General features: G+C 56.1%; 19 protein-coding genes. 10 read left to right on the top strand and 9 right to left on the bottom strand.

Features of this window, described 5'->3' with window-relative positions:
* Positions 1 to 391: 391 nt before the first annotated feature.
* The 3 genes from NQH49_RS18245 to NQH49_RS18235 all read left to right on the top strand — a co-directional run bounded on the left by NQH49_RS18245 (position 392) and on the right by NQH49_RS18235 (position 2,132).
* Entirely contained in the window at positions 392 to 1,078 is a 687-nt protein-coding gene (locus NQH49_RS18245) for a hypothetical protein (RefSeq protein ID WP_256697713.1), read from the top strand.
* Positions 1,071 to 1,541, top strand: a complete 471-nt coding sequence (locus NQH49_RS18240; protein ID WP_256697712.1) for a hypothetical protein — start codon at positions 1,071 to 1,073, stop codon at positions 1,539 to 1,541. Before NQH49_RS18245 ends, NQH49_RS18240 begins: the two co-directional genes overlap by 8 nt.
* A gap of 111 nt (positions 1,542 to 1,652) precedes the next feature.
* Positions 1,653 to 2,132 carry a hypothetical protein gene (locus NQH49_RS18235; protein ID WP_256697711.1) on the top strand — a complete coding sequence of 160 codons (480 nt, stop codon included), beginning with the start codon at positions 1,653 to 1,655 and terminating at the stop codon, positions 2,130 to 2,132.
* Here NQH49_RS18235 and NQH49_RS18230 read toward each other — a convergent pair.
* A complete protein-coding gene (locus NQH49_RS18230; RefSeq protein WP_256697710.1) occupies positions 2,124 to 3,083 on the bottom strand; it encodes a D-2-hydroxyacid dehydrogenase family protein in 960 nt (319 codons plus the stop codon). The genes NQH49_RS18235 and NQH49_RS18230 overlap by 9 nt on opposite strands.
* Positions 3,058 to 4,662, bottom strand: coding sequence for an EAL domain-containing protein (locus tag NQH49_RS18225; protein WP_256697708.1), 1,605 nt, complete (start codon positions 4,660 to 4,662; stop codon positions 3,058 to 3,060). Before NQH49_RS18225 ends, NQH49_RS18230 begins: the two co-directional genes overlap by 26 nt.
* Before the next feature lie 238 nt (positions 4,663 to 4,900).
* Between NQH49_RS18225 and NQH49_RS18220 the strand changes: the two genes are divergently transcribed.
* On the top strand, positions 4,901 to 5,665 hold the full coding sequence (locus tag NQH49_RS18220) for a class II aldolase/adducin family protein (RefSeq protein ID WP_256697707.1): 765 nt from the start codon (positions 4,901 to 4,903) through the stop codon (positions 5,663 to 5,665).
* Between the two features lie 10 nt (positions 5,666 to 5,675).
* Positions 5,676 to 6,620, top strand: coding sequence for an ABC transporter substrate-binding protein (locus NQH49_RS18215; RefSeq protein WP_256697706.1), 945 nt, complete (start codon positions 5,676 to 5,678; stop codon positions 6,618 to 6,620).
* Positions 6,621 to 6,655: 35 nt separating this feature from the next.
* Here the strand turns inward: NQH49_RS18215 and NQH49_RS18210 are convergent, their stop codons facing one another.
* The 4 genes from NQH49_RS18210 to NQH49_RS18195 all read right to left on the bottom strand — a co-directional run bounded on the left by NQH49_RS18210 (position 6,656) and on the right by NQH49_RS18195 (position 11,150).
* On the bottom strand, positions 6,656 to 7,702 hold the full coding sequence (locus NQH49_RS18210) for an AI-2E family transporter (protein WP_256697705.1): 1,047 nt from the start codon (positions 7,700 to 7,702) through the stop codon (positions 6,656 to 6,658).
* Positions 7,703 to 7,834: 132 nt separating this feature from the next.
* The gene (locus NQH49_RS18205; protein ID WP_256697703.1) at positions 7,835 to 9,484 is read right to left on the bottom strand and encodes an ABC transporter permease; all 1,650 of its coding nucleotides are present in this window, start codon (positions 9,482 to 9,484) and stop codon (positions 7,835 to 7,837) included.
* 3 nt (positions 9,485 to 9,487) lie between these two features.
* Positions 9,488 to 10,459 (bottom strand): ABC transporter substrate-binding protein, encoded by a 972-nt coding sequence (locus NQH49_RS18200; protein ID WP_176972628.1) that lies wholly within the window; start codon positions 10,457 to 10,459, stop codon positions 9,488 to 9,490.
* Positions 10,437 to 11,150, bottom strand: coding sequence for an ABC transporter ATP-binding protein (locus NQH49_RS18195; RefSeq protein ID WP_256697702.1), 714 nt, complete (start codon positions 11,148 to 11,150; stop codon positions 10,437 to 10,439). The genes NQH49_RS18200 and NQH49_RS18195 overlap by 23 nt, the downstream gene beginning before the upstream one ends.
* 226 nt (positions 11,151 to 11,376) lie before the next feature.
* Between NQH49_RS18195 and NQH49_RS18190 the strand changes: the two genes are divergently transcribed.
* Positions 11,377 to 12,600, top strand: a complete 1,224-nt coding sequence (locus NQH49_RS18190) for an MFS transporter (protein WP_256697701.1) — start codon at positions 11,377 to 11,379, stop codon at positions 12,598 to 12,600.
* A gap of 218 nt (positions 12,601 to 12,818) precedes the next feature.
* On the opposite strand, the gene NQH49_RS18185 is transcribed toward NQH49_RS18190, so the two are convergent.
* Complete coding sequence (locus NQH49_RS18185; RefSeq protein ID WP_256697700.1) at positions 12,819 to 13,634, bottom strand: TIM barrel protein; 816 nt, start codon at positions 13,632 to 13,634, stop codon at positions 12,819 to 12,821.
* Positions 13,635 to 14,058: 424 nt separating this feature from the next.
* On the opposite strand from NQH49_RS18185, the gene NQH49_RS18180 reads away from it, so the two are divergent.
* Positions 14,059 to 15,564 carry a CoA-acylating methylmalonate-semialdehyde dehydrogenase gene (locus tag NQH49_RS18180; protein WP_256697698.1) on the top strand — a complete coding sequence of 502 codons (1,506 nt, stop codon included), beginning with the start codon at positions 14,059 to 14,061 and terminating at the stop codon, positions 15,562 to 15,564.
* Between the two features lie 24 nt (positions 15,565 to 15,588).
* Entirely contained in the window at positions 15,589 to 16,404 is an 816-nt protein-coding gene (gene iolB / locus NQH49_RS18175) for a 5-deoxy-glucuronate isomerase (protein WP_008107945.1), read from the top strand.
* 82 nt (positions 16,405 to 16,486) lie between these two features.
* Here the strand turns inward: iolB and NQH49_RS18170 are convergent, their stop codons facing one another.
* Both NQH49_RS18170 and NQH49_RS18165 read right to left on the bottom strand, forming a co-directional pair.
* A complete protein-coding gene (locus tag NQH49_RS18170) occupies positions 16,487 to 17,332 on the bottom strand; it encodes a MurR/RpiR family transcriptional regulator (RefSeq protein WP_008107943.1) in 846 nt (281 codons plus the stop codon).
* Positions 17,333 to 17,650: 318 nt separating this feature from the next.
* Complete coding sequence (locus NQH49_RS18165; RefSeq protein WP_256697697.1) at positions 17,651 to 19,564, bottom strand: bifunctional 5-dehydro-2-deoxygluconokinase/5-dehydro-2-deoxyphosphogluconate aldolase; 1,914 nt, start codon at positions 19,562 to 19,564, stop codon at positions 17,651 to 17,653.
* Positions 19,565 to 20,113: 549 nt separating this feature from the next.
* On the opposite strand from NQH49_RS18165, the gene iolD reads away from it, so the two are divergent.
* Positions 20,114 to 22,048, top strand: a complete 1,935-nt coding sequence (iolD, locus tag NQH49_RS18160; protein WP_256697696.1) for a 3D-(3,5/4)-trihydroxycyclohexane-1,2-dione acylhydrolase (decyclizing) — start codon at positions 20,114 to 20,116, stop codon at positions 22,046 to 22,048.
* 197 nt (positions 22,049 to 22,245) lie between these two features.
* A complete protein-coding gene (locus tag NQH49_RS18155) occupies positions 22,246 to 23,259 on the top strand; it encodes a bifunctional inositol 2-dehydrogenase/D-chiro-inositol 1-dehydrogenase (protein ID WP_256697695.1) in 1,014 nt (337 codons plus the stop codon).
* Positions 23,260 to 23,272: the final 13 nt, after the last annotated feature.

Raw genomic sequence — 23,272 nt, 5'->3', positions numbered from 1 at the left:
GTTGAGAAAATTAAAGCATAGCCGGGAAATAACGTTTTTCCCTGGCCTGCCGGGCAATTATTAGGGGGGTAATGATTGCCAACCGCGACAGAGTATACCGATTTAGTGTGATATTTGTCATGTTTCCCCCATTAACTGGCTATTTTTTAGCTAATGCTGTGGCGTAAACGCGCCTAAAAAAGGGGATTAAATCACGTATCAATCAGTGGTAAACGTGCGCCCTTTGTTGAAACTACATATACTTGCGTAAGTTGCTTTTTTGGAAATCAGGTTACATATGGCGCGCTTTGTTTTATTTGCCAAAAGTCTCTGTTTTGATGCCGATCAACAGGTGTTTTATCCGCTCAATTCTCCTGCACAACGCGTGGCGCTAAGTCCACTGCAAAGCGCAGTGTTACGTCGCGTGTTAAATGCACAAGGAAAATTGGTACGCAATCAGGCGCTGCATGTCCTGTTTCAGCGCGAACCCTCAGATACTCCCTTTGCCGATCGGCTAACCCATTCAATTACCGAGATTAACCGTCTTGCGCAGCAGGCTCATGCGCCGGGCGCCGTCATTCATCAGGTGCCGCTGATTGGCTGTGTGCTGGCAGAACAGGTGGATGTGGAATCCTGCAGTGATGTTGCAGCGCCTGCGGCTGAAGTTGAAAAGCCGCTCACGCCGCAGCCTGAACCTGTTATAAAAGCGGCCGCCGTGAAGAAAAAATCATGGCTGTTACGCGGAATAGTGTTGGCAGTATTACTGATCAATGCGGTGCTGGCGCTGGTGGCACGCCAGGAGTTTGCTCCAACCAAGCATGCAGGCACGCAATACAAATTTTATGGTCAGGAGGCGCAAACGCAGATCTTTATCGCTGAAGGCCTTTCCGCGAACTCTTTTATCGTTAGAGATGCTCTGCAACGTTTCAAAGAGTTAAAGCCTCATCTAGCGAATGGCGCGACGGCGCCCTTACTCTATATTAATCAGAGCCGCACCCGGGTTAATACCAGCGCTTTTCTCTGCGCCAGACCGATCGCGCAAAAGGATAATGAGTGCATATCGTGGATGGTGTTTGTTCAGGAGCTTCCGGATGCGTAAACTATTGCTGAGTTTGGCTGTTATTGTTGCATTCATCCTTCCCTGGGCGTTGGTGCTATTGGTTCGTCCAGTTGAACCTGTGCCAGAATGGTGTGAAGTCCCATATCGCATTGATAATCAAGGAAAACCATCGGGTATGATTAATGCTGTTATGCATACTCGTTTTAAAGAGGATGGTAGTGGTTCATCAATGCTGATGGGAACGGTCATGGTGCAAGATCGCCAATATCGGCTGAACCGCGTTTCTGTCAGCAGCTGGCATCGTCAGGGGGATTTCATGTTGGTGAATACCCGTAAAGTGCAGGTAATGGCTGATGACACGGTGCCCGAGGCACTTGCAGTGCAGATACTTTTCACCTCTGCGCGAGAGTCACACAATGATTATTATCAGATGTATCAACTCCCGAACGGCGATCAAATAATCAATTATTCTGGCATGCCGCGGCTTTATTGCCATACCTGATTGCTGCGCAAATAAATAAGAAAAACTTATCATTAAGTGAGGCGGTAAGCACCGCTTGCCAGTTTGTAAGCATTCAGTAATACTCTGCCGCCGTGCTTTGGTGGAGTGTTCATGTCGAGGAAAAACGCCCAGTCTTTTAAGAATCCCTGGCTGTCGATGATCGACAGTGTAGAAATGAATCTTATCAATCTTGTGCCTGCGGCACCGCGTACGGCTGCCGTTTCCAGTACCTCGATTGAGTGGATTAACTGTGGCGAACGTGCCGATGCGCAGCTGGCATTATTGGCGCAACAACCCGATGAACTGCTGCAACGCCTGAAAACCTGGCGTCAGGCCGGATTACTCTCCAGCCAGGCGATGGAGAGTTTACGTCAGCTGCAACGGCTGACACAAACCAGCATCGCACGTAACCAACCCATCACGCAGCTTGATGAATATCAGCAATTAGTGGGCCAGTTAACGCCGACGCTGGAGCGCATTAATCAACGTCTTAACGCCCATCGCGATTTGCCGAATGGCGCGCTGGCGGAAGATAGCCTCGAAGTCGCGCTGCGTATTGCTGAAAAACGTCGCGCAGGCCGTTTAGAGTAACGAGCGCAGCGGCGCACCGGTCAACCATCCCTGAATATCTTCCACCGCCTGCGTAAAGTAGGTGCGGTAATTGCTGTCGGCAACATAGCCGAGATGCGGCGTCGCCAGCACATTCGGCAGCAGACGCAACGGATGATCCGCAGGAAGCGGCTCCTGTTCAAACACATCCAACCCCGCACCGGCTAACTGGCCTGATTGCAGCGCAGCGATCATCGCCTGTTGATCAACAATCCCGGCTCGCGAGGTATTAATCAGTAGCGCGCCAGGCTTCATCTGCGCCAGCGCCGCCGCATCGACCAAATGGCGTGAGCGCTCGCTTAACACCAGATGAATCGACACCACATCGCTGCTGTTGAGCAGTGCTTCCAGCGAAAGCGAGCGCTCAACGCCACACTCGGCGGCGCGTTCAGCGGTTAAATTCTGGCTCCACGCACACACGCGCATGCCAAACGCCTGCGCCACTTTTGCCATCTCGCCGCCAATTTTACCCAGTCCGAGCAATCCCAGCGTTTTGCCCTGCAGACTCATGCCTAAGGTGTGCTGCCACGCGCCGTTGCTGCGCAGGGCCAGATTCTCAGGCACGATATGGCGCGCCAGCCCAAGCAGCAATCCCCACGTCAGTTCCAGCGGGGCCGCGCTGCTGCTGGCGGTGCCACATACCGCGATATAGCGTTCTGCGCAGGCATCTAAATCAATAGAGGCATTACGCATGCCGGAAGTGACCACCATTTTCAGATTAGGCAAACGGCCAATCAGCTCGGCGCTGAGCGGCGTGCGTTCACGCATCACCACCAGAATGTCGGCGTGGGCGATGTGCTTAACCAGTTGATCCTGGTCGGCGACATGTTCAGTCAGGGAAGTGGTGTTAACCAGTGGGGCGAGAGACGCCCAATCGGCAAGCGACTGGGCGATGTTCTGGTAATCATCAAGAATGATGCAGTTCAGGCTCATGATGTTCCTCAGCGAGAAGTGGCTTGTGTCCTTGCTCGCTGAGCCAGGCACGCAGCCGGTCATTATCCAGCGGACGGGCATAATAGTAGCCCTGAATAAATATCACACCACGCTGCCGTAAGTACTCAAATTGCGTTGCGGTCTCTATGCCTTCGCCGAGTACATCCAGTTCCAGCTTGTGAGACAGATTAATAATCGCATCCAGTACCGGCGTTTCGACGTCGAGGCCTTCGATGGCGTTAATAAAGCCGCGATCGATTTTCAGATAATCCAGCGGGAAGGTGAGCAGATAGGTCAGCGAGCAGTGGCCGGTGCCGAAATCATCGATTGCGACTTTCATGCCCTGCGCGCGCAAATGACGCAGCTTACGCGCCACCATTTCACCATCTTCAATCAGGCTACGTTCGGTCAGCTCAAGCGTGATACACAGCTGTTTATCTTTGATGCGCTCAGCAAACAGCTCGATATCTGCCACGAAATCGGCATGTTGCAGATGTTCTGCTGCCAGATTCAGCCCGATGTGGAAACCGGGTTCGACCTGCCAGCTCTGAATATCTTCAGCCATCAGCTCCAGCAGATGCTGCGTCAGCGGCACAATCATGCCTTCGGCTTCAGCGGCGCTGATAAAGATATCCGGGCGAATCATGTCGCCGTTTGGCCGCTGCCAGCGCAGCAAGGCTTCGGCGCCGGCGCAGGCTTGTAATGTATTGCTGTAAACCGGTTGATAGTGCACCGAGAACTGGCGAGCGCGGATGGCGCGGCCAATCTCATCGTGCCAGGAGATACGGCGACGCAGCCAGTTAGCGGTGAGAATCATCAGCAGAATCGAAAAAATCGCCGCCATCGGCAGGAAGATGAACAGCGCCTGACGCCAGGCTTTCAGCAACTCAGAAGCCGGAACGGTCACATTAACGGTGATGGGATAGCGGCTGGAGTCGGCCTGAAAAGCTTCACTATTCATGTACAGCATAGGCCGCGTGTCAGTCGGTCCGCTGGCGATCACCGCACCGCCGCTAAATTGCAGGCTCATGTGGTAGCCACGCGATCCGCCGATAGCGTTCATAAAGTCCATCAAATATTGGCCATCGATGACCGCCCAAAAACCGCTGGTATCGGGGAGCTCGCGCACAAACACCACGGCGGGACGATTCTGGACGCCGTTGGTGCCGAGCACCGAGATGCTCCACCAGGCTTTGCCGGTAATCGGCGGCGGCTGCAGCATCATTTCAGTTAATGTGCCGTGTTGCAGGCCAAAGGCGGACGAGCAGCTGATGTCGCCGCCTTTCAGCATACCAATGGATCGGAAATAGGGATTGAGCGTGCCGGCGCGCTGCAGCTGATCTTCGATTTTTGCGCAAGGTTGATAGTGATACTGACGCAGCTCAGTGATCATATCCCATGCGTTATCACTCATCTTTTCAGCCTGAGTGAGCAAGGTATTGGCGGTGGAAATCTGCTGTTGGTGGACGGTGTGGCGCGCTTCGATGGCGGTACAAAGGATGCCGAGCACCAAGGGTAACAACCCGGCGCAGACGATTAAGAGCCAGCCAAAATCGTGATGTCGTTTTTTCAGTGGCACCAGACAATCCTCGGTGGGTTTACGCCGTGCATAAGCTGCGGTTGCGGCGTCAGCAGCATACCATTTTCACAGGGCTGTGTAGGGTAGCGATTTAAGAATAAACCGGTCTGATACAGGTCAATGATCAATCTCACTTTGCGTTTACTGACAATGTTTTGCCGTTATTGGCATTTCCCAGCGGCAAAAACGCTATGCCACGATGTTAGGTAAGCACATTGACCTGAAATGAGGAGTGGAAATGAGCACTGAAACCCTGGATGTTACATCGTTACGGCAGCGCATCAGCGAAGGCGAATGGCAGGCGCGCACCAAGCTAGCACAGGCTTACCATCTGGCGGCGAAGCTGCGCTGGACCGACCATATTTACACCCATTTTTCCCTGCGCGTACCGGGCCATCAGCCGCACTTCCTTATCAACGCTTTCGGTCAAACCTTCGATGAAATTCAGGCGGAAACGCTGGTGAAAATCGACATCGACGGCAATATTATTGACGACCCAACCGGGCTGGGAATTAACCTCGCTGGTTTTGTTATTCACAGTGCGATTCACCGCGCACGTCCCGATGCGCACGCCGTGTTGCACACTCATACCGCCGCAGGCATTGGCGTCTCGGCACAGCGAAACGGCCTGCTGATGATTTCGCAACACAGCACCCGTTTCCATAATCGCCTCGGTTATCACGATTACGAAGGTATCGCGCTGGATCTCGACGAGCAGCAGCGTATCGTTGCCGATCTTGGCGATCTCAACGCGCTGATTCTGCGCAATCACGGTCTGTTAACCAGCGGCGGCAGCATCGAAGAAGCCTTCTACAACCTCTATTACCTTGAGCGCGCCTGCCAAGCCCAGCTGGCGGCACAATCGGGCGGCGCGGATCTGATCATCCTGCCAGATGCCGTTGCCGAGAAAGCCGCGCAGGCGTTTGATAACAGCATTCGCCAGCGCAAATATCAGCTGCACTGGGATGCTTACATCCGTCAGCTCAACCGCAACGCACTTTGAGAATCTCCCAATGAAATGGCTGAAACCGGTAGTTTCTGCGCTGCTGCTGTGCGCGGCGTTTGGCAGTCAGGCGGCGCCTGATTTGAGTAAAGTTACGCTGGTGCTGGGCGATCAGGCGCGCAATCTGCGTTCGCTGATCGAAGCGGCAGATGTGATGAAAGACGCGCCTTATCAATATCGCTGGGCGAATTTCCAGGGAGCGGCACCGCTGTTTGAAGCGCAGCGTGCCGGTGCGGTGGACACCTCGTACGCGGGTGATTTGCCGGTACTGATGGCGGCGTCGGGTGGCGTACCGCTGAAGATTATCGCTACCAATGTGGGAGATGCCGGCTCGAATGGGCTGATTGTGCCCGCTAACTCGCCGATCCACAGCGTGAGGGATCTGGCCGGCAAGCAGGTCGTCGTCTCGTCGGCGCGCGGCAGTATTTCGCAGCACTTGCTGTATGAGGCGCTGGAAGAGGCGAAAGTGCCGCGTGATACGGTGCCGGTGCGTTTTGTGTTGCCGACCGACGCCAGCGCGGCGTTCAACTCAGGACAGATTGCCGCGTGGGCGACCTTCGATCCCTATTTAGGCATTGCCGAAAAGCATGGCGCGCGTCTGCTGCGTGACGGCAAAGGGTTGACGACCGCGCTGTCGTTTGTCACCGCCACGCAAAGCTCGCTCGACGATCCCGCCAAGCGCGCGGCGATTGCGGATTTCACTCATCGTTTGGCCAAAGCGCGTGAATGGGCGCTGGCGCATCCGCAGCAGTATAACGAGGTTTATGCGCAGTTAACGCGCCTGCAACCGGCGGACGCGCAGCAGATTACTGCGCGTATTTCCCACGGCGTGCGTGGCGTGACGCCAGATGATGTGGCGAAGGTGCAGAAGGTGTCGGACTTGTTCAGCGAGCTGAATATCCTGCCAAACAAAGTCGATGTGCAGGCAATTACCGATAACAGCGTGTTTCAATAAGCGGCGTAGGGTCGCCATTTATGGCGACCTGGCTGTTATCGCGCCCGTTTACCCGGCCGCCCATTACCCAACATAATCGCCAATCGGCTGCCGCCCGGCGTGGTTTCCATCAAAATCTTGGTCACGCTGGTGAGCGGCACCGACAGCAACATGCCGACCGGGCCCAGCAACCAGCCCCAGAAAATCAACGACAGAAACACCACCAGCGTCGACAATCCCAGCCCGCGTCCCATTAATCTTGGCTCCAGCATATTGCCGAACACCATGTGAATCGCGCTGAACAGCGCCGCCACCAGCATGGCGTCATAAATATTATTCAGCACCAGCGCCTGAATAAACGGCGGGATGCCGGCGATGATCGGGCCGATATTGGGGATGAAATTAAGGATGAACGCCACCACACCCCAGAACAGCGCGAACTTCACGCCGAGCAGCAGCAGCGACAGCCAAACGGCGACGCCGGTAATCAAACTCACCAACGTTTTCAGTGCCAGATAGTGCGTCACGCCTTTCAGCGCACGGTGCAGACCGGCGATGCGGATCTGCGGATTGACCATCGCGTTACGCATTTTATACGGCAGATGGCGCACCTCAAACAGCATAAATACCACGGTAAGAATCAGCAGCAGCACGTTGGTCATCGCGCCGGACAGCTGTTTCAACACCGATGTGGCCATGTCCATCACCACGTTGGGATCGAGGCGTGCCGCCAGCGCTTCGGTAGAGATGTTGATATGAAAACGCGCGGCAAAATGTTGCACTACGGCCAGCTTTTGCTCCAGCATGGTGCGGATTTGCGGATAGGTATCACTGAAATCACTGGCCGAACTGGCAAGTACAGCAATAAGTAACAGCACGACGATAAAAATCACGCTGATCACCAAGGTAATCGCCAGGCCACGTTTGACGCCGCGCCGCATCAGCATTGTGACCAGCGGATTGAGCACGATTGCCAGGAAGCTGGCCAGTAAGAAGGGCACCAGAATGTCCGAGGCGGCGCGAATGCCCGCCAGAATAATCACCAGCATCGCCAGTTTTACCAGGATGTTCTGGCCAATTTTTTCCTGTAGCAGGTTGTTCATTCTCTCTCCTGAGACGGTTTTTGCTCAGGAGAGTGTAGTTGATGGAAATTAACCATCTGTTTTTTAAGATAAAGAGAAATCCGGATCGCCGTGCCGTAGGGGCGCCATTTATGGCGACCGCCATTATTATCATCACCGGGCCTGACGCCTCATCAATACCGTCGCAGCCAACATCAAACTCAAACTGGCGAATAGCGTCAGCGTGGCCATCGCCATGCCTTGCCCGACCGAACCTTGTTCGAACTGACGCCAGATAAAGATCGCCACGGTTTGCGTGCCTGCCGGCGCCAGCAGCAGCGAGGTCACCAGCTCGCGCGACGCAACGGCAAACACCATCATCATCGCCGCCAGCAAGCTGGGTGCGACCAGCGGCAGCACAACCAGCCGCAGCGCCTGCAAACGTGATGCGCCGTGCACGCGCGCCGCCGGTTCCAGCGTTGGGGCCAGCTGACGCAGCGCGCTACTGACATAGCGCACCGGCCACGGCAGCAGCAAACAGCTGTACGACAACAGCAGAATAAACATGGTGTTATAGGGCGAAACCGGCCAGAAACCACGATTCCACAGTAGAATCAAACCCACGCCAACCACCACGCCGGGCATCGCCGCAGGCAGTAGCGCCAGGCCATCCATCATTGCCAGCAAACGGGTTTTTCCTTCCGACACGCGCCAGGCAATGAGAAAGCCCAGCGCACCGGTCAGCAGCGCCGCGCCAAGCGCCAGGCCAATGCTGGTGGAGAAGGCCGCCAGCGCATCGCCTTGCTGGCTGAACAACGCACCGAAGTGGCGTAGCGTCAGATTGCTGAGATGCAATCCACCGGAGAGCGTATTCAGTAAGCCGCTCAAGGTCATCGCGCCTAGCGGCAGCACCACCGCCAGCAGCACGGTGACAGCAAAAGGCAGCAGCATCAGGTTTTGTAAGCGTCCGGCATGCGCCAGTTCCTGAGTAACAGGTTTACCGCCAACCGCCGTGACATCGCTGCTGCCGGTCAGTTTGCGCTGCAGCAGCCACGCCGTGAGCGCCACCAGGCTCAACATTAGTGACAGCGATGCCGCGCCGGGCAGATCGATCGGCCAGTCGGCGAGTTTGGTTTCAATGCCAACGGTCATCAGCGTCAGCTTTGCCTGGGCACCCAGCGCTGCGGGCACGCCGTACTCCTCAATCGCCAGCGTAAACGCCAGCAGCACGCCGCCTGCCAATGCCGGTAAGGTCAGCGGTAAGGTAATGTACCAGAAGCCGCGCCACGCCGATGCGCCATGCACGCGCGCTACCCAGGCGAGACGTTGTCCGCTCGCCAGCAGCGAACGCGACACCGCAAAATAGACCACCGGGAAGATGTTCAGCGTCATCACGCCAATCATGCCGCTGCTGCTAAACAGCAGGCTGTCGAAGTTGATGCCGGTGAGTTGTTCGATATAACCGTTGCGTTGCAGCGCCAGCGTCCATGACAGCGCCACAATATAGGGCGGCGTCAGAAACGGGATCAGAAACAGCAGATCCCACAACGCCGCGCCCGGCAGGCGGAACAGGCCGCGCAGTGCGCCGAGCGGTAAGCCCAGCAGCAAACTGCACAGCGCCACGCCGCCGCCGATTTTCAGCGTGCCCAGCCACATCGATGCCAGCTGCGGATCGTCCAGCAGCGCCGGGAAAGCGCTAAAAGCGCCGCGCCAGCTGCCTTCACCGAAGTAGGGAAACAGCGCTTGCAGCACGATAAACAGCAGCGGCAGCGCCACCAGCAGCAATAACGCCAGCAGAATAAAGCCATTCAGGGCACGCGACATCGTTTACTGTCCGAACAAGGCGCCAAAGCGCTTCAGCACCGCCGAGCGCTCACTGCTGCCATCCTGATTGGTCGGCAACAATTTGATCTCGGTGAACAGCGGACGTTGCGCTTTGATATCGGTACGCGCTGGCATTAGCCAGGCTTTCGCCACTTGTTCCTGACCTTCATCGGACAGCACGTAATCGACGAATTTCTTCGCATCATCTGCGTGCTGGCTGCTTTTCAGGATCATCATCGGACGCGGCGCGACCACGGTGCCGTTTTCCGGGAAGATCACCTTCACGCTTTCGCCCTGCGCGATGTTGTTATAGGTGACGTAGTCGACCGCGCCAAACACCGCCGCTTTCGCGCCTTGCAGCACCGGCGTCACCGCCTGCGCATTGGGTCCGCTCATCACCATGCCGTTGGCTTTCAACTGGTCAAAAAGCTGCCAGGCTTTTTCTCCTTCGCTGTTTTGCAGGCCAATCAGCAGATCGAGTGATGCGCCAGACAGCGCCGGATCAGGCGTGGTGACTTTATCTTTAAAGGCGGGCGCGGTGAGATCCTGCCAGGTTTTCGGCTCTGGCGTGTTGCTTTGCGTATTCCACACGATGCCAAGCGCGGAAATACCCTGCGCGACATAGTTGGCGGTTTTGAACTGATCCGGCACCTTCGCTGCATTAGCACTTTCGAAAGGTTGCAGCCAGCCGCGCTGTTGCAGATCTTCGGCGGTATCCCACGAAGCCGAGATCAGCACATCGGCCTGCGGATTGGCCTGTTCCGCTTCCAGACGCGCCATCACTTTGCCGGTGGTGGCCTGGAAAATATTCACTTTGATGCCGGTCTGTTTTTCAAATCCGGCGGCAAGACTTTTCGACAGCGAACCCGGACCGGCGGTGTACACCGTCAGCGCCTGGGCATCGTTGATCATGATGGCGGAAGTCAAAATCATCGCGCTGATGGCTCCTGTTTTAACTGACTTGAGAGATGGCATTGCGGTCCCCTGAGAGGTGAGTAACGGAAACAATCTGGCCCTGCGCCAGGTGAATGATGCGGTCGGCCAGCGTGTTGGCTTCCTCGCGATCGTGCGTAACGTAAACAGCGGTGATACCCGCCGCGCGCAGCAAATCCGCCATGGTGTGAACCAGGGTTTCACGCAGGTCGCGGTCGAGGTTGGAGAGCGGTTCGTCGAACAGCAGAATGGCCGGTTTCGCCACCAGCGCGCGCGCCAGCGCCACGCGCTGCTGCTGGCCGCCGGAGAGCAACGCCGGTTTGCGATCGCCAAAATCAGCGAGGCCAACCTGAGCCAGGGCGGCATCGGCCTGTTGTCGCGCGGCGGCTTTCTTCATGCCGCGCATGCGCAGCGGAAAGGCGACGTTTTGCGCCACTGATATGTGCGGCCACAGCGCGTAATCCTGAAACACCATGCCGAGGTTGCGCTGCTCCGGCGCATCGCAGTGGCGCGGCGAGGCCACGCAGCGTTCACCAATCCACAGTTCGCCTGAGGTTGGCTGCAGCAAACCCGCCAGCAGTTTCAAAAGCGTGCTTTTGCCACAGCCGCTCGGGCCGAGCAGCGCGAGGATTTCGCCTGCGGGAATGGTCAGGGAGAGATCGTGCAGAATAGTCAGGTTACCCACCGACCATCTGAGATTTTTCAATTCAATAGGCAGCGCCGCATGCGTCATCGGCCACCTCCCGCGAAGGAGTCAGCGTTACGCACGCGCGCCTGAGAAATCAGGGGCGTCATCAGATTGTTATCCTCTTTGGGATTTGATTGAGGGCGAGTCTACGAGCGCGATATGACGAAATGATGACCGTAAAACTGGGCATTTCACTGATGCGGATAACACCAAATGGCGTATAGTTATCCTCTTGTTATAAAAATTCCGTCACCCACGAGCGCAATCACTCATGCCTGACTCGCCTGCCGCCGCACCTGAACACGGTCGTTTTCGCCTCAATTTACTGATCCTTTCCATCGTGAAGTTTAACTTTGCCAGCTATCTCACCATCGGCTTGCCGCTGGCGGTGCTGCCCGGCTTTGTCCATGACGGGCTGGGCTATAACGCCTTCTGGGCCGGATTGGTGATCAGCCTGCAATACATCGCCACGCTGCTCAGCCGTCCGCACGCCGGACGCTATGCGGATCTGTGGGGGCCGAAAAAAGTGGTGGTGCTGGGGCTGGTGGGCTGTTTGTTGAGCGGCATCTGTATTCTGCTCTCGGCGCTCAGCGATGGGCAGGGCGTGCTGAGTCTGGTGTTGCTGTGTCTGGGGCGCGTGATTCTCGGCGTGGGGCAAAGCTTCTCTGGCACCGGCACCTCGCTGTGGGGCGTGGCGCGCGTCGGTTCGCTGCATATTGGCCGGGTGATTTCGTGGAACGGCATTGTCACCTACGGCGCGATGGCGATTGGTGCGCCGCTCGGCGTGGTGATTTTCCGCAGTGGCGGCTTGCTGCTGCTCTCCAGCATCATCATCGCTATTTGCGTGCTGGCGATTGCGCTGGCGCTGCCGCGTGCGCCGGTGAAAGGCAGCAAAGCCAAGCCGCTGCCGTTCCGTGACGTGCTGAGCAAGGTGTACGGTTTCGGCCTGATTCTGGCGATGGGTTCCGCCGGATTTGGCGTAATCGCCACCTTCATCACGCTGTTTTATCAGGATAAAGGTTGGGACGGTGCCGCCTTCGCGTTGACCATGTTTAGCGCCGCGTTCGTCGGCACGCGCCTGCTGTTCCCGAATGCCATCAATAAGCTTGGCGGTTTGCGCGTGGCGAGTATTTGCTTCGCGGTAGAAGCGGTTGGTCTGTTTCTGGTGGCCGGTTCGTTCGATCCCTGGATGGCGAAGATGGGCGCATTCCTCACCGGCGCGGGTTTCTCGCTGGTATTCCCAGCGATTGGCGTGGTGGCGGTGAAAGTGGTGCCGCAGCAGAATCAGGGCAGTGCGCTCGCCACCTATACCGCGTTTATGGATTTGTCGCTGGGTATCACCGGGCCGATTGCCGGTTTCATCATGAGTTATGCCGGCGTGTCGCTGGTCTATTTCCTCACCGCGCTGCTGGTGTGTTTAGCGCTGTTCTGCACGCTGCGGATGATTAAGCGCATGCCGGAAGATCCGGTGGTGGAGGTTAAAGAGAACGCGTAGTTTTGCTATTTAACTCAGGCATACCCTAAATAGTTTAAGTCAGAGCAAGGCGGCAAGCGTGAGAATCCCCAGGAGCTTACGCCCGTAAGTGACTGGGGTGAGCATGCGCAGCCAACGCAGCTATGGCTTAAAATATGACGGGTATGAAAAAAAAGGCCTCCGACCGAGGCCCAACACTAACAAAAAGTGTCTTGTTTTAGACACAGATAAGGGTTCTTTTAGGCTTGCAGCAACTCAATGCTGTAGCGAATTTGGCGTTCAATCTCAGCGATATTCCACGTCTCAAGTTCCGACGAAAACGGCTCAAACGCGTAAACGCCTTTGTAACCCAGCATCTCCAGACGTTTCACCTGCGCCACGCTGTTTAGCACATCGCGGTCGCTGAGCATGATGCGTTCTTCATCGGTCAGTTGCGCCGTCGGGCGGGTATCTTCCACACCAGACAAATGCACCAGCCCAATATGGTTGATATCAATCTCCTGCGGAAACTCGTTTTCGGCGTTTTCATACAGATGATGATGGAACGTATCGAGCAGCACTTTGAACGGTACTTTTGCCTGCTGAATCAGCTTTTGCGTTTGCACCGCCGAGCGTAGCGAACTGACCGGGAAGCCCAGCGGTTCCACCAGCCCCTGAATGCCATATTGCTCAAAGCGCGGTGCCAGCACCTGCAGCGCTTCCAGCGTCTGCTGGTGCGAGATTTCAATCCCTTCATTCAGTGGACACATCACCAGCGCTTTTGCGCCGATGGCTTGAGCTTCCTGCAGCAGCGCGTCGGCTTTTGCCAGCAACGCCTCATCAGCACGATTAAACGGATAGAGCGCGTTAATCGTCACGATTTCAATGTGGTACTTATCCGTTAGCGCTCGCAGCTGCGCCACGCTGAGATCATCGGTGACCTTGCCGCTCTGCATGTCATTACGCAGTTCAACCTTGCTCAATCCCAGACGCTGCACCAGCTGAAAGAAAGCTTCCAGCGACAGCCTGGGCGCAATTTTACGGTTAATACAGAAACGGGTTGGATCGATGGCCATAGGCGGCTCCTGTAAACGGATACGGATGAGGTGCTGCAAAGAAAACATTTATTTCATTATTATTGAATTATGAAATGCCAGATATTGGATCTGCCTCGCAAAAATTTCATATTTCGTTTCGCGTTACATGTTGAAGCTGGATTTCAGACACAAATTCTGTGCGCGCAACGGCTTAGCAGTGATGCAGTTTGGCAGGCCTATAGCGCCAGCAGGGAAGCGCTACGGGCGGATTTGCACCCGGCTGTCAGCACAAGCGGAAAAAATGCGATCCATGCCGCTAAAAGGAAATTTTCCAAAAAGAAGTATTTGAAAAATTCATTTCATTACTATAGCTTCATAGCACGCTTTAAGTATTGCCTGCACACGCAGCGTCGCGGTTCGAACGGGCTATCTGCAGGGAACTTCACATCTAAGAGGCAACGACATGACTATCGTAGGAAACTTTATCGACGGCAAAATTACCCACAGCGCCAGCAATGAAACCATTCCCGTGTACGATCCGGCGACCGGCAAAGTCGTGCGTGAACTGACGCAGAGCACCGCTGCTGAAGTAGAGCAGGCGATTGAAGTCGCTCATGCCGCGTTCCCGGAATGGTCGAAAACCGCGCCGTTGCGTCGTGCCCGTGTGATGTTCAACTTTAAAGCGCTGATGGAAAAACATCGCGAAGAGCTGGCGGCACTGATCGTGTCTGAGCACGGCAAAGTGTGGTCCGATGCGCTGGGTGAACTGACGCGCGGTATCGAAGTGATCGAGTATGCCTGCGGTATTCCACATCTGATTAAAGGTGAAAACTCACCAAGCGTGGGCACCGGCGTTGATAGCTACTCGCTGATGCAGCCGGTCGGCGTTGTGGCGGGTATCACACCGTTCAACTTCCCGGCGATGGTGCCTCTGTGGATGTTCCCCATCGCGCTGGCGTGCGGTAACACCTTTATCCTCAAGCCACCGGCGCTGGATCCATCCGCTTCTGTGCGCATGGCCGAACTGCTGAAAGAAGCCGGTCTGCCGGATGGCGTATTCAACGTGGTGCATTCCTCTAACGAAGATGCCGAGCAGCTGTACAAAGATCCGCGCATCGCCGCAGTCAGCTTCGTCGGTTCTTCCGGCGTGGCGGAGCACATCTACAAAACTGCCAGCGCCCACGGTAAACGTGTGCAGGCGTTCGGCGCAGCGAAAAACCACGCCATCGTGATGCCCGATGCCGATCTTGATGCCACCGTGAACGCCATTATGGGCGGCGCGTTTGGTTCAGCCGGTGAACGCTGCATGGCGCTGCCCGTTGTTGTTGCCGTTGGTGACGACACCGCGGACAAATTGATTGCGCGTCTGACGCCGCTGATCAAGGCGCTGCGCGTCGGTCCTGGCATCCAGAAAGGTGCCGAAGAGAATGAAATGGGGCCGGTGGTTTCTGCTGCGCACCAGAAGAAAGTGCTGGGCTACATCGACAAAGGTGAGCAGGAAGGCGCGAAGCTGGTGGTTGATGGCCGCGGCATCCAGGTTGCTGGCCATGCAGAAGGTTACTACGTTGGCGGCACGCTGTTCGACAATGTGACGTCGGATATGACTATCTGGCGCGAAGAGATCTTCGGGCCGGTGCTGAGCATCATGCGTTCCAGCGATTACGACAGTGCACTGCAGCTGGTTAACAGCCACGAATTCGGTAACGGTAGCGCCATCTTCACCAGCAACGGCCACACCGCGCGTGAGTTCGTGCAGAACGTCGAAGCTGGCATGGTTGGCGTCAACGTGCCGGTTCCGGTTCCGATGGCGTTCCACAGCTTCGGCGGCTGGAAGCGTTCGGTATTTGGTGCGCTGAACGTGCACGGTCCAGACGGCGTGCGTTTCTACACCCGCATGAAAACCGCCACCGTGCGTTGGCCGAGCGGCCAGCAGACCGTCTCTGAGTTCAGCATGCCGACGCTGGGCTAATTTCGCTCAACAAGGAGGAACAGGATGTCTCTGATTTCGAAAGCGCAAAAACCCGACAGCAACGGCCGTATCCAGCATGTCACGCCGGAAAGCGCGGGCTGGGAATACGTTGGCTTCGACGCTTATCTGCTGAAAAAAGGGCAGAGCCTGAAGCTGAGCAGTGGCGACAAAGAGTTGTGTCTGGTGCTGGTGGCGGGCTTTGCGTCGGTGAAAACCCGTCACGCCGAGTTCCCCAATCTCGGTAAGCGTCTGTCGCCGTTTGAACGCATTCCACCTTACTCGGTGTACGTTCCGCATAACGATGAAGTTGAAGTGTATGCGGATAGCGATCTGGAGCTGGCGGTGTGTAATGCACCGAGCCGCGGCAACCTGCCGGCGCGACTGATTGCACCGGAAGATGTTGGCGTTGAGCAGCGTGGTAAAGGGCGTAACCAGCGTCTGGTGCACAACATTCTGCCGGACAACAAAGAGGCCGACAGCCTGCTGGTGGTGGAAGTGTACACCGACGAAGGTGCGACCAGTTCGTACCCCAGCCACAAGCACGACCAGAAAGACAGCCCGGACGAAACCTATCTGGAAGAGACGTATTATCACCGTTTCGATCCTGAACCGGGTTTCGCCATGCAGCGCGTGTATACCGACGACCGTTCACTCGACGAGTGTATGGCGCCGTATAACCGCGATGTGGTGACGGTGCCGCGTGGCTATCATCCGGTGGCGACCATTGCCGGTTACGATAACTACTATCTCAACGTGATGGCGGGTCCAAAACGTCTGTGGAAATTTACCTGGGAGAAAGATCACGCCTGGGTGAACAGCGACCAGTATCCGCGTTCGTAACATGCGCACCAACGTCAAAAAGGGCAGCCAGGTGGCTGCCCTTTTTGTTGGATGGTCGCCATGAATGGCGACCCTACGAGAGTTATTCGCTGGTGACGTTGTTGTTCAGTGCTAACGATACGGCGAGCGTCTGTGCCAGACACAGCGACGCCACCTGCGAACGGAAGCCATCCACCTGCGCTTCACGCACCACAAAGCACACATCACTGAAGGCGGCCAGTGGGCTGACCTGGCTGTCGGTGATGGCGATCAGATGCGCACCACGCTTAGCGCCTAGCTCAACCAACTCCACCGCTTCACGCGCGTACGGCGAGTAGCTGATGGCGATCACCACGTCTTTCGGGTTCACCATGCTCAGCTGTTCGGTGAACATGCCGCCGAGGCCGTCGATCAGGAACGCACGACGCTCCAGATGGCGTAGCGCATACACCAGATACGATGCCACGCTGAATGAGCGACGCAGGCCGATGATGTAGATGTTCTCGGCTTCATCGAGCATTTTCACCGCGCGGTTGAGCTGGTCTGGATTGACCTGCATTGCCAGCTGTTGCAGCGCCTGGCTGTTGACCATGGTGAAGACGTTGAGGATTTCGGCCGGGCTCTCAGGTGAGGTGGCGCTGTCGTCGGTGGCGGTCTGGCGGAACAGACGTGCGCGCTCGGTGTAGTTCACGGTCTCTTCCATCAGGTGCTGACGGAAAACCTGTTTCATTTCGTTGAAGCCGCTGAAGCCAAACGCGTTGGCAAAGCGGATCAGTGTGGAAGGTGGTACATCCGCATGTTGCGCGATAGAGGCAACGGTATCGAAAGCGATGCTGTTACTGTTATCAAGGATATAACGAGCCACCTGCTTCAGGCGTTTGCTCAGCGTCTCATAGCGACGACGGATCTCGTCCTGTAACAAGGTTAATTGCGTTGGATTATTGGTCATTACTTCGGCCCGCTAAAAAAGAAAATATGGCTGGATAATGAGCGCTATAGTACCAGATGGATGGAAAATTTCATTTGTTTGCCATCATCGTGACGCTTATTTCATCGGTTTATGAAATGCCTCACAAAATATGCAGGTTTTCCCTCACCCTAACCCTCTCCCGCAAGCGGGCGAGGGAACCGACCGCGTGAATGTTTTGTTGCTTACTCACATGTGGCTGCGTCTCCCTCTCCCTGTGGGAGAGGGCCGGGGTGAGGGCATCAGCCCGCAGAAGAAACAAAAAAAGCGGCCAAAGCCGCTTTTTCCAAGCCACAACACTTAACCGCGTACAGCGCGCCAGTAGCCGATCAACCGCAGGTAGTTGCCTTTCACGGTCTCAATCAGCGCCTTGTCATCCAGCTCGCCTTGCAGCCACTGGCGCGACGGCTGGCCGAAGATGGTGCGACCTACTGCGAAACCCTTCACCCACGGCGCTTGCGCGGCGGCGGCGAAACCGGCTTTCAGCGTCTCTTCTGGTGCATCAAGGCCCAGCAGCAGAATGCCGCGGCAGTGCGGATCGTTCTGCTCGATCAGCCCGCTGATCGCCTGCCAGCTCTCTGCAGACAGCGGCGGCAGTTTCCACCAATCCGGCTGAATGCCAAGGCTGTAGAAGTGGCTCAGCATGTCGTAATAGTAAGATTCGTTACGGTCAGGATTGCTCTCCGGCAGAATCAGTTCCAGCAGCAGTTCGTGCCCGCTCTTGTTACAGCCATTCCACACGTCGAGAACCAGATCATCCTGCTCTTTACGCAGTTCAGCGCTGTCGTGCGGATGGTAGAACACCAGGCATTTCACTACGTGCTCGGCTGGCCAGTCGACCAGCTGTGAGCCGATGTTGCCGTGCTCCAGGCGCAGCGGACGTGAACTTGGCAGCTCAATCGGACGTCCAATCCACCAGTTTTTACCGGTAATCGCGTTCAGCGCTTTCTGGCCGTAAGTGGTATCCGCGAGGATGCCGCTCTTCTCATTCAGACCGGCTTCATTCGCCGCTTCTTCTGCGGCACGCAGCAGCAGCAGTTTCAATTGTGGAATGCGTTCTTCGCTGACGCCCGCTTCGCGCGCCATATCAGCCAACTGCTTGCGATGGTCGAAGGCGAAGACATTCAGCTCCGGCCACTGCTGTTTACGCGTGGTGACGCGATGCAGGTGATTGAGACGCGCATCGAGATCCGGACGTTTCACGTCTTTATCGCGACTGAGGAAATCATCCAGCTCTTCTTTGGTTGGCATCGCCGGTGCGCAGCCGTGGCGCGACACCACCAATGCGCCACAGGCGTTGGCGTAACGGCACGCTTGCTCCCAGCTTTCATCGTTCAGCCAGCCGCGCAACAGGCCAGACATAAAGGCATCGCCCGCGCCCAGCACGTTCAGCACTTCTACACGCACGCCGCTCTGCAGTTTGGTCTGTTCCCAGCTATCCGGGATCTCGCCTTCAAACACCACGCAACCCAGCGGACCGCGTTTGCACACTAATGTGGCCTGGCTCGATTTACGCACATTTTTCAGCGCGGTCAGCGTATCGGTGCTGCCACCGGCGATATGGAACTCTTCTTCCGTTCCGACCACCAAATCGAAATAGTGCAGCACTTCCTGCAGCTGTTGCGTCACTTCACCCGATTCAATGAAACGCGTTTCACCGTCACCAAGCGAGGTGAGTCCCCACAGCACCGGACGATAATCGATATCCAGCGCGGTGCGCAGGCCGTTGCGTTTGGCGATATCCAGCGCTTTCAACACTGCGGCGCGCGTTTGTGGATGCGACAGGTGCGTACCGGTAACGGCGACCGCACGTGAGGAGGTGATGAATTCTTCGTTAATATCTTCCGGCACCAGCCCCATATCTGCGCAGTTGTCGCGGTAGAAGATCAGCGGGAAGCTCTCTTCATCTTTGATCCCGAGGATCACCAGCCCGGTCAGGCGATGCTTATCGGTAATCAGGCCATCGGTGTTGCAGCCTGCACGTTGCAGCTCTTCACGCAAAAAGCGGCCGTTATGTTCGTCACCCACACGCGCCAGCATCGCCGATTTCAGGCCCTGAATGGCCGTACCGTAGGCCACGTTGCCGGAAGATCCGCCGAGATATTTGTTGAAGCTGGTCATATCTTCCAGACGTGATCCAATTTGCTGACCGTAGAGGTCGACGGCGATGCGTCCGATACAAATCACATCAAGCCGCTTCTGTTGTGTACTCATACCTATTGTTTCCTTCTGTGATAAGCAGACACTGCGGGCGCTGCCGCCCAACGTCGAGCGCTTTGCTTCCGGGTTCTCAAGGTGCCTGATTGGCTTTGGTCGCAGTATGAGGAATAAAAATTCCAAATTCAATATGAAATGAAACATCCATCACGATTTTGTGAGCCAGGTAAAACTCTGACGAAGCCGCAAAGCGGCGTCGGAATCGTTGGGAGTTTCAGTGATAGTCAGGCTTGTGAGCCAGGTCTCAGGAAAGTGCTGGCGAATCAAGGAAGCTACTGAAGTGAAATGAAATTTCGTTATGACCGGCAAATGACCTTTTATTGTTCCACTTTTCCCCCTTTCGCGACTCGCGCAGCCCACGTTTCATTGCTGAATTTGATCTCCATCGCAAAATGAAATGTTTCTTCTGTAATCGTGTTTAATGAAAAAAATATTTGTTTATAATCGCCTCACGTTTCACTTAATCCGCGGGCGCCGTGAACGGCAGTTTTTACCCGAACCGCGATGTACCTCGCCGCAGGTACCAGCATGTAAAGGAAGAAGCATATGGGCACAATCAGACTCACCACGGCACAGGCGCTGGTAAAATTTCTCGATAACCAATACCTGAACGTTGACGGCGTTGAAACCAAATTTGTGAAAGGCATTTTTGCCATTTTCGGTCACGGCAACGTGCTGGGATTGGGACAGGCGCTGGAGCAGGACAGCGGCGATCTGGTGGTGCATCAGGGCCGTAACGAGCAGGGCATGGCGCACGCCGCCATTGGTTTTGCCAAGCAGTCGCTGCGTCGTCAGATTATCGCCTGTACTTCATCGGTCGGACCCGGCGCAGCCAACATGATTACCGCTGCCGCCACCGCGACTGCCAACCGCATTCCTTTATTGCTGCTGCCAGGCGATGTGTTCGCCACGCGCCAACCGGATCCGGTCTTGCAGCAGATCGAACAGAGCCACGATCTCAGCATCAGCACCAACGACGCGTTCCGCGCGGTGAGCAAATACTGGGATCGCGTTAGCCGTCCAGAGCAGCTGATGACCGCCTGCATCAACGCCTTGCGCGTGTTGACCGATCCCGCAGAAACCGGTGCGGTGACGATTGCGCTGCCGCAGGACGTGCAGGGCGAAGCCTGGGACTTCCCGGAATACTTCTTCCAGAAACGTGTGCACCGTCTGGATCGCCGTCTGCCAACTGCCGCGCAATTAGAAGATGCGCTGGCGCTGATTGCGCGCAAACACAAGCCGCTGATCATTGTTGGTGGCGGCCTGAAATATTCCGACGCGGGTAATGCGCTGCTGAAATTTGCCGAGCGCTTCAACATTCCGTTTGCCGAAACTCAGGCCGGTAAAGGCACCATCGTTTCCGATCACCCGCTGAATGTCGGCGGCGTAGGCGAAACCGGCTGTCTGGCGGCCAACCTGCTGGCGAAAGAGGCCGATCTGGTGATTGGTATCGGTACGCGTTACACCGACTTCACCACCGCGTCGAAATGGATTTTCCAGAATCCGGACGTCAGCTATCTGAACCTCAACGTTAGCAATTTCGACAGCTACAAGCTGGATGCGGTGCAGCTGCTGGCGGATGCGCGTGAAGGTTTAACCGCGCTGGAAAGTGGTCTGCAAGGTTTCGAAAACCATTGGGGCGGCCAGATTGAGCTGTCACAAAGCAAGCTGCTGAAAGAGACGCAGCGTGTCTATGCCGCGACCTATAACACCGACGATTTCATTCCGGAAATCGCCGACCACGCCGATCGCGAAGCGCTGTTTGCGGAGTTTGAGCGCCTGACGAAATCGGTGCTGACGCAGAGCAGCGTGTTGGGCACCTTAAACGAGCAGCTCCCAAAGGATGCAGTGATTGTCGCGGCAGCGGGCAGTCTGCCGGGCGACCTGCAGCGCGTGTGGCGCACCAAAGATTACAACTCGTACCACGTTGAGTACGGCTACTCCTGCATGGGTTATGAAGTGAATGCCGCGCTGGGCGTGAAGCTGGCGCAGCCGCAGCGTGAAGTCTACGTCATGGTCGGCGACGGCTCGTTCATGATGCTGCACTCCGAGCTGGTCACGTCGATTCAGGAAGGGGCAAAAATCAACGTGGTGCTGCTGGATAACATGACCAACGGTTGTATCAACAACCTGCAGATGGAACACGGCATGGACAGCTTCACCACCGAGTTCCGCTTCCGTAATCCGGAAGGCGGTAAGCTGGATGGCGGCTTTGTGCCGGTGGACTTCGCGGCAATCGCCGGCGGTTACGGCTGCAAAACCTACCGCATCACCACGCTGGAGCAGCTGGAAGCCGCGCTGATCGATGCGCAGAAGCAGACCGTTTCCGTGCTGTTCGACATCAAAGTGCTACCTAAAACCATGGTGCACAAATACTTCAGCTGGTGGCACGTCGGTGTGGCGCAAACCTCTACGTCAACGCGCACGCAAGAAGTGGCCGACAACCTTAACGTGCATATCGAACAAGCACGTAAGTACTAGCTCTTTTTTAGGCCGGCGCTCGTCGGCCTTGCTTAACCCTATACCCAAAATAATTCGAGATGCAGGAAGGCGGCCAACGAGAGAGTCCCGATGAGCTTACTTAAGTAAGTGATTCGGGTGAGCGAGAGCAGCCAACGCGCCTGCATCTTGAAGTATGAAGGGGATACTTATCCGACTCTACATCTACAGGTGTAACTATGACGCTCAAACTCGGTGTAATTGGTACCGGTGCAATTGGTCAGGAACACATTCGTCGCTGCAATAACGTTTTGCAGGGTGCGAAAGTGGTGGCGGTTTCTGATATCAACGTAGAAGGCGCGCGCGCTGCGCTGCAACGTCTGAATATCGAAGCCGAGGTCTATCAGGATGGTCATCAGGTGATCAACTCACCAGACGTTGACGCTGTGCTGGTGACGTCCTGGGATCCGACCCACGAAGAGTTCACGCTGGCGGCCATCGCGGCCGGCAAACCGGTGTTCTGTGAAAAGCCGCTGGCGCTGAGCGCTGAAGGTTGCCGACGCATTGTTGATGCCGAGATCAAACACGGTAAACGTCTGGTGCAGGTTGGCTTTATGCGCCCGTACGATACCGGCTATCGCGCGCTGAAAAAAGTGATTACCGACGGTGAAATCGGCGAGCCGCTGATGCTGCACTGCGCGCACCGCAACCAGAGCGTCGGTGAGAATTACACCACCGACATGGCGATCACCAACACCCTGATTCACGAGCTGGATGTGCTGCGCTGGCTGACGGAAGACGACTACAAAACCGTGCAGGTGGTGTTCCCGCGTACCACGTCGAAGTCTCACGCCAAGCTGAAAGATCCGCAAATCGTGCTGTTTGAAACGCAGAAAGGCATCCGTATTGACGTGGAGATCTTCGTTAACTGCGCGTACGGCTACGACATTCAGTGTGAAGTGGTGGGCGAAGAGGGCATCGCGAAGCTGCCGGAGCCTTCGGCGATCCAAACGCGCAAAAACGCGCGTCTCGGCGTGCCGCTGCTGACCGACTGGAAAGACCGTTTCATCGATGCGTATGACGTTGAGCTGCAAGCGTTTATTAATGACGTGAAAGACGGCCAGCTGACCGGACCTTCTGCCTGGGATGGTTTCGCTGCTTCCGTGGCCGCCGATGCCTGCCAGAAAGCGCAGAACAGCGGCGCAATCGAGCCGGTTACCATGCCGCCGCGTCCGGATTTCTACGCCAAATAACTGAGCTGTGCGC

It is taken from the genome of Pantoea trifolii, from assembly GCF_024506435.1.
GTDB lineage: Bacteria > Pseudomonadota > Gammaproteobacteria > Enterobacterales > Enterobacteriaceae > Pantoea > Pantoea trifolii.
This window is presented reverse-complemented; position numbering and strand designations above follow the sequence as displayed.

Excerpts from the sequence above, each read along its gene's own strand:
- NQH49_RS18240 (WP_256697712.1), top strand. The coding sequence starts at position 1,071 with ATGCGTAAACTATTGCTGAGTTTGGCTGTTATTGTTGCATTCATCCTT.
- NQH49_RS18235 (WP_256697711.1), top strand. The coding sequence starts at position 1,653 with ATGTCGAGGAAAAACGCCCAGTCTTTTAAGAATCCCTGGCTGTCGATG.
- NQH49_RS18230 (WP_256697710.1), bottom strand. The coding sequence starts at position 3,083 with ATGAGCCTGAACTGCATCATTCTTGATGATTACCAGAACATCGCCCAG.
- NQH49_RS18220 (WP_256697707.1), top strand. The coding sequence starts at position 4,901 with ATGAGCACTGAAACCCTGGATGTTACATCGTTACGGCAGCGCATCAGC.
- NQH49_RS18215 (WP_256697706.1), top strand. The coding sequence starts at position 5,676 with ATGAAATGGCTGAAACCGGTAGTTTCTGCGCTGCTGCTGTGCGCGGCG.
- NQH49_RS18210 (WP_256697705.1), bottom strand. The coding sequence starts at position 7,702 with ATGAACAACCTGCTACAGGAAAAAATTGGCCAGAACATCCTGGTAAAA.
- NQH49_RS18205 (WP_256697703.1), bottom strand. The coding sequence starts at position 9,484 with ATGTCGCGTGCCCTGAATGGCTTTATTCTGCTGGCGTTATTGCTGCTG.
- NQH49_RS18200 (WP_176972628.1), bottom strand. The coding sequence starts at position 10,459 with ATGCCATCTCTCAAGTCAGTTAAAACAGGAGCCATCAGCGCGATGATT.
- NQH49_RS18195 (WP_256697702.1), bottom strand. The coding sequence starts at position 11,150 with ATGACGCATGCGGCGCTGCCTATTGAATTGAAAAATCTCAGATGGTCG.
- NQH49_RS18190 (WP_256697701.1), top strand. The coding sequence starts at position 11,377 with ATGCCTGACTCGCCTGCCGCCGCACCTGAACACGGTCGTTTTCGCCTC.
- NQH49_RS18185 (WP_256697700.1), bottom strand. The coding sequence starts at position 13,634 with ATGGCCATCGATCCAACCCGTTTCTGTATTAACCGTAAAATTGCGCCC.
- NQH49_RS18180 (WP_256697698.1), top strand. The coding sequence starts at position 14,059 with ATGACTATCGTAGGAAACTTTATCGACGGCAAAATTACCCACAGCGCC.
- iolB (WP_008107945.1), top strand. The coding sequence starts at position 15,589 with ATGTCTCTGATTTCGAAAGCGCAAAAACCCGACAGCAACGGCCGTATC.
- NQH49_RS18170 (WP_008107943.1), bottom strand. The coding sequence starts at position 17,332 with ATGACCAATAATCCAACGCAATTAACCTTGTTACAGGACGAGATCCGT.
- NQH49_RS18165 (WP_256697697.1), bottom strand. The coding sequence starts at position 19,564 with ATGAGTACACAACAGAAGCGGCTTGATGTGATTTGTATCGGACGCATC.
- iolD (WP_256697696.1), top strand. The coding sequence starts at position 20,114 with ATGGGCACAATCAGACTCACCACGGCACAGGCGCTGGTAAAATTTCTC.
- NQH49_RS18155 (WP_256697695.1), top strand. The coding sequence starts at position 22,246 with ATGACGCTCAAACTCGGTGTAATTGGTACCGGTGCAATTGGTCAGGAA.